Annotated in this window: 13 protein-coding genes and 1 tRNA gene; 10 read left to right on the forward strand and 4 right to left on the reverse strand. The window is 64.2% G+C overall.

All coding sequences use genetic code 11. The features are described from left to right. Positions 1 to 58 precede the first annotated feature (58 nt). From mct to ddfA, 10 genes are all read left to right on the forward strand, one after another. On the forward strand, positions 59 to 1231 hold the full coding sequence (mct, locus tag MUN73_RS01290) for a succinyl-CoA:mesaconate CoA-transferase (protein ID WP_250138645.1): 1173 nt from the start codon (positions 59 to 61) through the stop codon (positions 1229 to 1231). 100 nt (positions 1232 to 1331) lie between these two features. After that, positions 1332 to 1658: a DUF5785 family protein gene (locus MUN73_RS01295; RefSeq protein ID WP_250138646.1), complete on the forward strand. Its 327-nt coding sequence runs from the start codon at positions 1332 to 1334 to the stop codon at positions 1656 to 1658. Between the two features lie 131 nt (positions 1659 to 1789). Then, positions 1790 to 2551 carry a GTP cyclohydrolase III gene (locus tag MUN73_RS01300; RefSeq protein ID WP_250138647.1) on the forward strand — a complete coding sequence of 254 codons (762 nt, stop codon included), beginning with the start codon at positions 1790 to 1792 and terminating at the stop codon, positions 2549 to 2551. A 91-nt stretch (positions 2552 to 2642) separates the two neighbouring features. Next, positions 2643 to 3248 (forward strand): CBS domain-containing protein, encoded by a 606-nt coding sequence (locus MUN73_RS01305; protein ID WP_250138648.1) that lies wholly within the window; start codon positions 2643 to 2645, stop codon positions 3246 to 3248. Positions 3249 to 3346: 98 nt separating this feature from the next. Continuing rightward, positions 3347 to 4558, forward strand: coding sequence for a phosphoglycerate kinase (locus MUN73_RS01310; protein ID WP_250138649.1), 1212 nt, complete (start codon positions 3347 to 3349; stop codon positions 4556 to 4558). Further along, entirely contained in the window at positions 4536 to 5042 is a 507-nt protein-coding gene (locus tag MUN73_RS01315) for a GNAT family N-acetyltransferase (protein ID WP_250138650.1), read from the forward strand. Before MUN73_RS01310 ends, MUN73_RS01315 begins: the two co-directional genes overlap by 23 nt. Positions 5043 to 5054: 12 nt before the next feature. Beyond that, positions 5055 to 5128: transfer RNA gene (locus MUN73_RS01320), tRNA-Thr, on the forward strand. Positions 5129 to 5526: 398 nt separating this feature from the next. Next, complete coding sequence (locus tag MUN73_RS01325) at positions 5527 to 5769, forward strand: transcriptional regulator (RefSeq protein ID WP_321575752.1); 243 nt, start codon at positions 5527 to 5529, stop codon at positions 5767 to 5769. Positions 5770 to 6129: 360 nt separating this feature from the next. Beyond that, entirely contained in the window at positions 6130 to 6945 is an 816-nt protein-coding gene (locus tag MUN73_RS01330) for a TrmB family transcriptional regulator (RefSeq protein ID WP_250138652.1), read from the forward strand. A gap of 457 nt (positions 6946 to 7402) precedes the next feature. Beyond that, on the forward strand, positions 7403 to 7696 hold the full coding sequence (gene ddfA, locus MUN73_RS01335; protein WP_250138653.1) for a DdfA family disk-determining factor: 294 nt from the start codon (positions 7403 to 7405) through the stop codon (positions 7694 to 7696). Positions 7697 to 7716: 20 nt separating this feature from the next. On the opposite strand, the gene MUN73_RS01340 is transcribed toward ddfA, so the two are convergent. From MUN73_RS01340 to MUN73_RS01355, 4 genes are all read right to left on the reverse strand, one after another. Next, a complete protein-coding gene (locus MUN73_RS01340) occupies positions 7717 to 8115 on the reverse strand; it encodes an acyl-CoA thioesterase (protein WP_250138654.1) in 399 nt (132 codons plus the stop codon). Positions 8116 to 8231: 116 nt separating this feature from the next. After that, positions 8232 to 8984 (reverse strand): ribonuclease H-like domain-containing protein, encoded by a 753-nt coding sequence (locus tag MUN73_RS01345; protein ID WP_250138655.1) that lies wholly within the window; start codon positions 8982 to 8984, stop codon positions 8232 to 8234. A gap of 288 nt (positions 8985 to 9272) precedes the next feature. After that, on the reverse strand, positions 9273 to 10982 hold the full coding sequence (locus MUN73_RS01350) for a hypothetical protein (RefSeq protein ID WP_250138656.1): 1710 nt from the start codon (positions 10980 to 10982) through the stop codon (positions 9273 to 9275). A gap of 260 nt (positions 10983 to 11242) precedes the next feature. Beyond that, positions 11243 to 11908: a DUF7504 family protein gene (locus MUN73_RS01355; protein WP_250138657.1), complete on the reverse strand. Its 666-nt coding sequence runs from the start codon at positions 11906 to 11908 to the stop codon at positions 11243 to 11245. Positions 11909 to 12025: the final 117 nt, after the last annotated feature.

Below are 12025 nucleotides of genomic sequence, written 5' to 3' on the forward strand. Positions count from 1 at the left end.
CACAAAATACATTATCGATGGTAAAGGTTTAGGGAGCGGTCCGAAAACTGGGTGGTACATGGGAGCACTGTCGAACCTTCGCGTGCTGGACCTGACCCAGGTCCTCGCCGGGCCGTACTGTACGATGTTACTCGCGGACATGGGCGCGGACGTCGTGAAGATCGAACGGCCGGGCGGCGACCTGATCCGATCGAACCCGCCGTTCGTCGACGACCCCGAGGAGGAGGCCTTCGGCGGCTACTTCCAGAGCGTCAACCGCGGCAAGCGAAGCATCGAACTGGACTTCGGCGACGAGGCCGATCGCGAGGATTTCCTCTCGCTCGTCGAGGAGGCCGATATCGTCGTCGAGAACTACCGCGCGGGCACGATGGAGAAGTACGACCTCGGCTACGAGACGCTCACCGAGTACAATCCGCAGCTGATCTACTCCTCGATCCGGGGGTTCGGCGATCCGCGAACGGGCGAAACCGATCGGCAGGGCCAGCCATCCTTCGATCTCATCGCGCAGGCGCTCGGCGGCGTGATGGAGATCACCGGACAGGAGGACGGCCCGCCGACGAAGACCGGGCCCGGCGTCGGCGACCTCTTCACCGCGACGCTGAACTGCATCGGCATCCTCGCGGCGGTCAACCACCGCGAACAGACCGGTGAGGGGCAGTACGTCGACACCGGAATGTACGATTCGATGATCAGCTTTACCGAGCGCGCCATCTACCAGCAGTCCTACACCGGCGAAGCGCCGTCCCGGCAGGGCAACTCCCACCCCACGCTCTTTCCCTACGACGCGTTCGAAACCGCCGACGGCTACGCCGTCATCGCGGCGTTCAACGACAAGCACTGGGCGGACCTCTGCGACGCGATGGACCGCGACGACCTCGCCGAGGAGTTCCCCACGATGCCGGAACGCCTCGCGAATCGCGACGGCCTCCGCGAGGAGATCGCCGACTGGTCCGCCGACGTCGCGACCGACGAACTCGTCGACAGTCTCGAGGGGCGGGTCCCGGCGGCGCCGGTCCAGACCACCGAGGAAATCTTCGCGGACGAGCACATCCACGCGCGCGACATGCTCGTCCCGGTCGAACAGCCCGGAGCCGACACCGAGGTCGAGATCGCGGGCAACCCGATCAAGATGAGCGAGACGACGCCCCAGCCCCGCGGTCGCGCACCGTTGCTGGACGAACACCGCGAGGAGATCCTGGGCGAGGAAGCGGAGACGACGGCCGACGACTGAGACGGTACCAGCCGTTCAGTGGAGTGTCGACGCAGCACGTTCGGCGGTGACTCGCCGGCGGAGAGTAACCCTTTTGCGGGACCCCTGCACACGTCCCGGTATGAGCAACGATTGGCCAGTCGACCCCGACGGCGAGGAAGGCAGCGAGGGGATGCGCAAGTTCGACATGCGGATCATCGCGGACAAGGTCGACGAGGAGGAGGACTTTCCGATGGACGTCGCCGAGTTCGTCGACGAGTACGGCGACTACCCGATCCGGATCAATCACGAGCGCGTCGTCGCGATGCGCGAAATCTTCGAGCACGTCGAACCCGAGGAGTTCGAGACGATGGTCGACATGCACAAGGCCGTCGGTGACGCCATGCGCGCGGGAGATTTCTGGGAGTATCATCCCCAGGGGAAAGACCCCGAAAAGAAACACGCCTGACGCGACAGGCGGCCTACAGTCGAGTTCCGGGTCAGGAGTCTCGATCGGTTCGGCGATCCGTTCTCGCCGGCCCCATCACGAATCTGGATTACGTATCACTTATACGAGGGCGTTCGAAATTTTCCCCTACCGTGACTAACACGCAGGTAACGCTGGTCCAGATCGACAACTACGGGCCGTGGACGGTGACGCCGGAACCGCGCCGCGAGGCGGACCTCCAGACGATGCAGTCCCGGCTCTTCGCCGACATCTCCCAGTTCGTCGGTTCCCGCGACGGCTACGTCTTCTTCACGCGCTTCGACAACATGATCGCGGTCACGAACGGGCTCTCGGTGGCCGACCACGAACTCCTCCAGGAGTCGATCGGGAACCGGTATCCGGTGACGCTCAGCCTGGGCGTCGCGACCGGGACGAATCCCGTGCAGGCCCTCTCCGACGCCACTGCGCGGCTCCAGGAGGCCGGCAGCGCACAGGACAAGCACCGCCGCGAGATCCTCGAGGGGAGAGTCATCGAAGACGCTCACCGGACCGACGAAGACGTCCAGATCGCCCACTTCGACGTGATCGACGCGACCGGTAACTACACCGACGAACTCAACGCCTTCGACAGCTTCATCGAGATCGAACAGGGGTACGCGGAACTGATGCGCCACATGCGCTACTCCCACGACAGCCTCTCCTTTTTCGTCGGCGGGGACAACGTCATCGTCGTCTGTCCGGCCCTCGAGGAAACCGACTACGAGGACGCGATCTACCACGTCGAGGAGGCCGTCGACGTCGAACTGCAGGTCGGCGTCGGTCGCGGCGAGAGCGCTCACGACGCGGGGTACGCTGCAAAACACGCGCTCGAAACCTGTCGGGCGGACGGAACAAGGGTCGAACTCGGCTGGTAGCGGCTCGATTCCCGAGACGCGAACCTTCACCACGCACCGGCTTAAGCGTGCCGGGGGTAGCTTTTAGCCCATCTGTCGGTATTGTTCACACATGGAATCGGAACTGTCGGTCAAGGACGTCCTGACGACCGAATACGTCGGCGTCAGCGAGTCCGATAGCGTTCTCGGGGCCGTCCGCCTCATGCGCGAGGAGCGGGCGAGTTGCGTGCTGGTCGTTCGCGGTACCGACCCGGTCGGGATCATGACCGAGTGGGACGTGCTCGGACTCGTCGCCGACGAACGCGAGCCAGGCGACACGACCATCGGCGAGGTCATGACCACGCCGGTCATCACCGTCACGCCCGATCGATCGCTCTCCGACGTGGCCACGATGATGAGCCGCCAGGACGTGCGCAACATCGTCGTCGAGGAGGACGACGACCTCCTCGGCGTGGTCACCCAGCGCGACGTCATCGCCGCCGCGGGGTCGTTCCAGGGAACGGTCGCACCGGGTCGATCGACCGGGGCGACGCTCGATCGGGACCGGCCGATCGACGACACCGCGTCGCTCGCCGTCGAAAGCGCCGACGAGGAGGTGCTCCCCAACGGCGGCGACGAGTACTCGACCCAGGGCGTCTGTGAGGCCTGTGGCTCGCTCGCCGACTCGCTCTGGGACGCGAACGGACAGCTCGTCTGTTCTGACTGCCGGTCGATGTGATCGCCCCGAACACCCCGTTCGTCCCTTCTGGTACCGGTCACCGACACACATCTCTCCGATAGTAAGACCTTTCGGGTGCCGCAATGGACTGATCGGTAATGATCGCGACCCTCGACGACCTCGACGTCGAAGGGACGACGGTCGGCGTCCGCGTCGACGTCAACAGTCCCATCGACGACGGTGGGCTCGCCGACGACGCCCGACTGCGTGCCCACGTCGATACCCTCTCGGAACTGCTCGATCGTGGCGGTCGGGTCGCCGTTCTGGCCCACCAGGGCCGACCCGGCAGCGACGACTTCGTTTCCCTCGCGTCTCACGCCGATCGCCTCTCCGAACTGCTCGATCGACCGGTCGACTACGTCGACGCGACGTTCAGCCACGCCGCCCGCGAGGCCGTTAGGAGGCTCGAAAACGGCGACTGCGTCGTGCTCGAGAACACCCGCTTCTACAGCGAGGAGTACATGGAGTTCGAACCGGAACGAGCCGCCCGGACCCACCTCGTCGAGGGGCTCGAACCGGTGCTCGACGCCTACGTCAACGACGCCTTCGCCGCCGCCCACCGCTCCCAGCCCTCGCTGGTCGGCTTTCCCACGGTGCTTCCCGGCTACGCCGGCCGGGTCATGGAGACCGAACTCGACGTGCTGGGTTCGATCGAGGAGACCCCGGAACCCCGGGTCTACGTCCTCGGCGGTGCGAAAGTGCCCGACTCGATCGACGTCGCCTGGAGCGTCCTGGAGAAGGGGCTGGCCGATCACGTCCTGACCGCCGGCGTGGTCGGCAACGTCTTCCTCATCGCCGACGGGGTCGACCTCGGCGACGCCAGCTCCGATTTCATCTACGACCAGGGCTACTGGGACGAGATCGATCGCGCGAGCGACCTGCTGGACGCCTACGGCGAGCGGATCGCGATCCCGCGAGACGTCGCGGTCTCCCGCGACGGCGATCGCCACGAACTCGGCGTCAACGCGCTCCCGCCCGCGGAGGGCGAGGCCGCGATGGACGTCGGGAGTTCGACGCTCGAGTACTACCGGCGGATCCTCGACGACGCCGGGACGGTCATCCTCAATGGCCCGGCGGGCGTCTTCGAGGAGGCGGCGTTCGAACGCGGCACGCGGGACCTGTACGACGCCGCGACGGCGGTCCCGACGAGCATCGTCGGCGGCGGTGATACCGCGTCTGCACTCCGTCAACTCGGGGTCGAGGGCTTCTCCCACGTCAGTACCGGTGGCGGTGCGGCACTCCGGATGCTCACCGCCGAACCGCTCCCGGCCGTGACCGCGCTCGAACATGACGAGCGAGCCAGCGATTGAGCCGGCGACCCGGGACGACCTCGAGACGATCGCAGAGCTGTGGGTCCGCCTGGCCCGCGGCCAGCGCGAGTACGGGTCGGCCGTTCGCGCCGGCCGGAACCGGGAGACGATGCGGGAGACCCTCGGAGCCCACCTGCACGCCGACGGACTCCTCGTCGCGCGCGTCGAGGGAACCATCGTCGGATTCGCCTCGTTCTCGATCGAACGCGGCTCACTGGACCTCGATACGACGCGGGGCGTGCTCTCGAATCTCTACGTCGAACCGGCCCATCGCGGTCGGGGGATCGGGACAGCGCTGCTCACCGCCGTCGAGGCGGAACTCGCCGACCAGGGCGCCGAAACGCTCCTGCTCGAGGTGATGGCCGACAACGAGGACGCTCGGGAGTTCTACCGGACACAGGGGTACGACGAGTTTCGGATCGGCATGTCGCGGTCGATCGGCGATCGGTCGGAAAACGATACACACTCAAAGGAGGACGGCTAACGCACAGCCAGCGCCAGGGGAGCATGGGCGGTTCATGCACTCGACTTGTAATCGAGACTTCGTGGGTTCAAATCCCACCCCTGGCTTGGTGACGCGAGCAACTTCGCGAGCGTCAGCGATGCCAATTGGGATTTGAAGCAGGGAGTGAAACGAGCGACGCGAGTGGAACGACCGTGGTTCAAATCCCACTTCTGGCCCCGTGGCGCGAACCGATCGTGACTCCTCATACGGACTACTGTAGTCAATTACCGCCGACCACCAGGACGGGGTCGGCGATCGGCGGTAAATAGTTACAGCAATCCGTATCACTCCTTCCCTGCAAACCGGACGGTTCCCTGTCACCCGATTAATCAAAACAACGATGCTTTGTGAAAATGTAGCATGGTTAAACGGTAGGGGCACGAATGGCCGATAAGATTCACCCATGGTCGACAAAGTATTCGACGCGCTCGCTGCTATCCAACGCCGTCGACTGTTAGTCGCCATGTTGGACCACAATCCGCAAGACGTTTCGGAACTGTCCGGCGTCCCGTGGAACATCGAGGAGACTGAGGTGGAGACGCTCCAGAAACGCCACGTGCACCTGCCGAAACTGGAAGATTACGGCTATATCGAGTGGCGTCCGGACGAAGAGGTCGCGGTGAAAGGGCCGCGGTTCGACGAGATCAGACTGGTGCTAGAACTGCTGGACGATCACCGAGACGAACTCCCCGACGGCTGGTTGTGACGGCGACCGAGACTGGTTCTGACTTCGAGCGTCCGATCGAGTTGCATCCCGTTCGGCAGTGAGTTCTCCGCGGCCGATCCGTCCGACGATGTCGAGCGACTGCGCTCGCTGTAGGGGTAGAAACTAGCGAGCCCCGTCGTGGTTGGGCCGTAACGGGACTCGCCACTTACCCCTACCGACCGTAACGCCAAGTAGCTTGTGTGATTATCTGAGTGAACTGCGTTCGTTCCGAGATTTGGACGGACGACAGTTCGATCACGATTGTCTGGACGGAATTCTGATAGGACAGGAATACACGAATCCTTTTCCATCCTCAGAGCCTACTTCGCGTGTTCGGATATCCGAATTCGTGGTTGGGCCATGTCACAGGACGAAACTACAGCAGAGGCGATTAGTCTACTACAGGAGCTCGGGCTCCAGGAGTACGAAGCACGCTGCTTTATGGCGTTGAACAAGCTTCCCAGCGGAACGGCCAAGGAGATCCACGAGATCTCCGACGTTCCGCGCACCCGGGTGTACGACGCCATCCGCGTCCTCGAGTCACAGGGGCTGGTCGAGGTCCAGCACTCGAGTCCGCAGGTGTACCGTGCCGTCAGCGTCACCGAGGCGACACAGACGCTTCGTCGGAAGTACACCGATCGGATCGAAACGCTCGAGACGCATCTCGAAAATACGGACGTCCAGGACGGTTCGGGGGACGACGATCGCGTCCAGGAAGTCTGGTCGTTGATCGGCCACGAGGCCATCGAAGCGCGAACGCTCGATCTCATCGACGAGGCGGACTCCGAAATCGCACTCATCGTCGTCGACGAGGAGATCCTCACTGAACCGCTGTTCGACGGCTTGCAAGAGGCGGGGAACCGAAACATCTCGATTCTGCTCGGCGGACAGACGGAGGCGGTCACCGAGACGCTGGGGAGGCAACTCCCCAATCTCCGCATCTTCGAAACGGGTCTCGACTGGCTCACCAGCGGCCGCGGCGACGACGTCGCGATCAGCCGGATCCTGCTCGTCGATCGCGAAACGCTCCTCGTCGGGTCGTACTATCCGGACGCCGACGGCGCCGAGGCGAAAGAACAGGCGATCTTCGCGAGCGGACTCGAGAACGGGTTTGTAGTGCTGCTCCGGCGGTTGGTGACGTCCGGGCTGGCCGCGACGCAAGACCCCGGAAAGTGACCCCGTGAGCGGACGGGTCTCGAGTTTCGATGCCGCGCTCGCCAGAGAGGGGATGACCAACCGTGCGATCGTCTCGTCGCTTCGTCGGGGTCCATCGCGTCATCAAGGTCTCCTTTCACGGTGCAGAACGTTCTTTCACGCTGGGATAACGCGCTGGCCAGAGGGAGAGCCGTGTCATCGACCCCGGACGCGATCGACCTGCCAGCGTCCTCGACGTGAGCCGCCGGCGTGTCCAGTTTCCGGCACGGCACCCGATCGAGCCCGTACAACCCCTGCCTGCAAGCCGAATATTACCGCTTGAACTGTTCCGTAAGTAGATATAGTACTTATATCATGGTAGATATAATCTCCAATATATGCATTAGTGGATGGTGGCGATCATTGTTGGGCAAATAAGTACTACAAGCTCGGGTTGGGGCCAGAGGATTTATATCCAGCGACAGAAAGAGTCCGGTCAATGCTACTCTCACTCGACCGTTCGGATGCGAACGAGGCCACGTCGCTCAGTTACGAAGTTATCGCCGCTGTCGCTGAACGGGAAGGGATCGATCCAGTAGAACTCGAACCGCCGGAGTACGATGCACTCTACGATGTCGTCAATCCCGAAGCTCTCGATTCACTGTTTGCCCCCCGTCAGAACGGGTCGGACCGATCTACCGGACGCGTCGAGTTCCCCTTCTGTGGCTACGACGTCGTCGTCACGAGCGATGGCGAGGTCGAACTCTCGAAACAGACACGCGCACAACAGTAAGCGGCGATCGGAACTGACGCTCAGTTCCGATCGCTCTCGATCCGATCCCGCCACGCAGTCGGGATCGGTGCTGATCGGCCCGTGTCCCGATCGACGACGACCTGGACCGTCCGGGCCGTCGCCGCAGTTTCGCCGTCAGTACGGATCTCGTACTCCATCGGGAGGCTCGAGTCGCCGAGTTCCGGAATCCGCATGGCCACGGTGACGTCCTGCTCGGCCTCGATCGGGCGGACGTAGTCGATTTCGAGGGACGCCAGCACGGTGTCGGCCTCGACCAGCGAGACGCCGACGACGTCCAGGAAGTACGCCTGTCGGGCCTGTTCGAGGTACGTCGCGTAGACTGCGTTGTTGACGTGACCCATGAAGTCGACGTCTCGAAGTCGGACGTCGACGGCCGTCTCGTAGGAGTAGTCGGTCATGTTCGCGGGGATAGGGAGTCGACCACCGTATATGTGGTGACGACCGAACCGCTCGCCGGCCGGACCAGTCCTGGACGCGTCGGACCGGGGACCAACCAGTCGCGATACGACCCCGATCAGGCGTCGAGCCGTGCGGCTTCGAAGACGGTTTCGTGAAGTCGATCCGAGACGATCTCCGTCAGCGGCTCCATGTTCACCGTGTCGGCCCGGTTGTACTCGACGAGCGTCTCGAGCGCCCCGTCGTCGCCCCGTTCGTACTCGTGCCAGAGTCGAACGGCGTCGCGGCCGCTGAGTTCCGGCATGTCCCGATCGATCCCCAGTTCCCGCTCGATCGCTTTGAGGCCGCCGTCCAGTCCCAGTTTCTTGCACGGGTACATGAGGTCGAGATGCGGTACCGTGACGTCGACGTCGAAACAGGTCTCGAGGAACGGGACGTCGAACCGCTGGCCGTTGAACGTGACCAGCAAGGAGGCCTCCGCCAGTTCGTTGGCGAGTCGCCGGGCCGTGAGATCCCGGTCCTTCACGAAGGTGGTCGTCTCGCCGTCGCGGTGGCACGTGACCGTCGTGACGTCCTCGCAACTGGCGTCCAGTCCGGTCGTCTCGATGTCCAGGAAGCAGGTGTCGTCCCTGACGTTCTCGTAGAGTCGCCACCGGCTCGCGGCCGGCAGTGCCTCCGCGAAGGGGGCGACGTCACCGCGCGCGAGGTGGTCCCGACCCTCGTCGATGAAGGCCTCGATTCGATCGGCGAGCGTCGGTCCGACGACACTGCCGTCGAACTCGTCCCAGTGTGTAACCCCGTGTTCCCACAGTCGACGTTCGGTAACCTCGCCGACGCCCTGGACGGGAATGAAACTGTTCTCGATTCGCACACCTGAATCGGCGTCCGGAACCGATAAAAACGCCTCGATCGCGCGGTTCGGAGCGTGCGCGGTTCGGGGCGTACGCGGTTCGGAGCGTACGCGGTTCGGAGCGTACGCGGTTCGGAGCGTACGCGGTTCGGAGCGTACGCGGTTCGGAGCGTACGCGGTTCGGAGCGAACGAAGTGAGCGAGAACCGCGGATGCGAACGGGGAGCACTGCGACCCGTGAGCCGCGACGTGAGCGAGAACCGCGGATGCGAACGGGGAGCACTGCGACCCGTGAGCCGCAACCGATCGACTACTCCTCGCCGCTGTTGTCCGAGAGGTACAGCGTCCGATCGATGATGCTGACGGCGGCTTCCCCCCACTGCTGGACCGCGGTGCCGTCCGACGCCGGAATCTCGATCACGATCCGCCGCTGCCCGATCGTCACGTCGCCGTCCGGCGTCGAGTCCTGGTCCGCGTAACTCCGCATCTGGTAGGTGAGGAGGCGCTCGGTCGAGCCGCTGATGTCGACGGTGTCGGCGTCGAACTCGAACGTCAGGATCGCCCCGTCGCCGTCGGTCTCGGCCGTCACGTCGAACCGGTGGCTCGACAGCTCCGGCGTCGGGGCGTCCTCGTTCATCGTGTCGACGGCTTCCTCGACCGGAACGTCCGCTCGCTCCTCGTCGAACTCGGACACGTCCTCGAAGTCGAACCCGGATGCATCGGTATCCAGCGGCCGGGACGAGGACTCCCGGTCGGGATCGGTGTCCCCCTCGCTCGCGTCGGTCGGTTCGTCCGTCCCAGGGTCGGCGACTGGTGTGTCGTCCGATCGGTCTTCCGATACCTGTTCGTTCGATTCGTCCGACTCGCGTCCGTCCATCGCGTCGTCCCCGGCATCGTCGTCGGTCTCGTCGTACGACAGGACCGCGCCGTCGGCCGGGCCACCATCGTCCGTCCGCGTGGTCGACTCGTCGGCGGTTTCGTCGGTTATCGCCTCGACTTCCTCCGTTATCGCTCCTCGCTCACCGGTTGCGTCGCTCGATTCGTCGGTCGATGTCGCCGCTGTGGCGCCGTCCCCGGCGTCGTTCGATCCAGCAGTCGACGCGTCGCTCCCGTCGTCCTCGGCGTCGGCGTCGTCCCCGGACCGACCGGTCCGTGAGGTCGTCGCCGCGTCGCCGTCCGACGACGAGTCGTCGCGACCCTCTTCCAACTCGGTCGTCGAGTCCGAGGGCGCCGACTCCGGCGGGCCTGCCGCGATGATCTCCGACTCGTCGATCGTCCGTTCCGAGCCGTCCGTGAGTTCGCCCGCGATTTCTGGCTGGACCTCGCCGACCGCCGCCCAGTCGATCGGCGTCGCGTACCAGGGAGTCCGATCGGCGGGCGTGGCGAATCGATCGCGATTGCGTTCGACGAGCGGATCCGTCGGCGTCTCCTCGGTCGGTTCCGACTCGTCCTCGACGTCCGGACCGGTCTCCTCGGGCGTGGATGCGTCGTCCTGTACTCCGTCCGACGCCGCCGCCTCGTGGACGGCTTCCGTCTCCTCCATCGCGTCGTCTTCGGCGGCGTCTCCGTCCGGTTCCGTCGCCTCGTCCGATCCGTTCTCCGCCGACGGGGGGTGCTGTGGTGGTTGCTCGCCACTTTGCTGGGCGTGCGGTGCCTGCGGGCGTCCGGCCGCCCGGGACCCCTGTGGCTGTGCCTGGCCCCGGGCTGGCCCGGACTGGGGCTGTGCCTGGCCCTGGGACTGCTGGGGTGCCTGTGCTTGCGTCGCTCCAGGTGCGGAACTGATCGTCCCGCCGCCGCTCAGGTGCAGTTGCGTCCCACCACCGCCGGTCGAGACGCCATCCAGCGAGTGGCCGATATCCGTCAGGTTGTCGTCGATACTGTCTTCCAGTTTGTCGACCTTGTCACCCACGCTCCGGAGTGCGAGGGCGACGTCCCAGAGAACGACGACGCCGAAGAACATGAGCGCGAGAAATACAGTCACCGCCGTCCCCACGAGCAGCTGAACGTCAACCTCGACCATGTGTTACTCTCTAATCGGATAGGTCGTTCGATAATAATGCTTGTGCCACAACACCAATACTGCTGGAGCGACACCGTCAGGAGACGGTGGGAGACACGCCTTCTGTACCGATCTCTTGTCGTTCGATTGATCCGAACGCTGACGCTCGTCGCCGCCGATCGACGGCGGACGAGATTCGATCTCGAAGAACCGATCGGCTATCGTAGCCACTACAAGTCAGGGCACGCCCGATCGCCCAGTCGTCCTGTGATCGGTGTATTTCAGTGGCGACGATCGAGGGAGATCCAGTCCGTCGACGTCTCCTGATCGCGGAGGTACCATCGCTGTTCGTATCGGTCGTCCCGTGCTCGAACCTCGACGATCGCGTCGAACAGCGGTTCCAGGAGGTTGACGGCATCGTGATCACGATCGAGGGGCAGATGGTAGTGGCCCATCCCGTCGACGTGATCGACGCGCGACGTCGCCAGGTGGAGCAACCGGAACACGTGTTCGGCGGCGTATTCCTGCAAGAGTGGGACGAGAGAATCTACACAGACGCGCAGTTCTGACGGGGCGAGTCCGTCGGCAGTGTCGTCCAGTTCGTCGATCGTTTCGACGATTTCGATGCCGAGCGTGCCGAGGTTCGAGGCTGCCGGAACCGTCGGGTCGTCCGCCGACGGATTCAACTCGGAGCAATCGATCGTCCAGGCCGACTCGACGGTCCCGCCGCTCCCGTGGGACGTGCTGCGTGTATCGCTGTTCGTGACGAACAACCGGTAGCGCGGACCGGGGTCAGTATCGCCCAGTAGTCGGTGACAGACGGCATCGTGAGCGTCCGCAGTGTCGGCCCCGACGACAAGTATGTTACTCCCCTCCCGTTTGAGCGTGGCCAGTTCGTTCGCAAACGTCGCGCTCTCCGGTGCGACTCCCCCTGGATCGCGTTCCATCCGTTTTTGACGGACAAACTGAACTGCAATAAATATTGCGGCCAACGCTACCACGGAAATACGCCAGTACTATCGAGTATCGATCGACCGCCCGTCCCGATCGGCCGGCTTTTGGGA

The organism is Halosolutus amylolyticus (genome assembly GCF_023566055.1).
In the GTDB taxonomy this organism is placed as follows: domain Archaea; phylum Halobacteriota; class Halobacteria; order Halobacteriales; family Natrialbaceae; genus Halosolutus; species Halosolutus amylolyticus.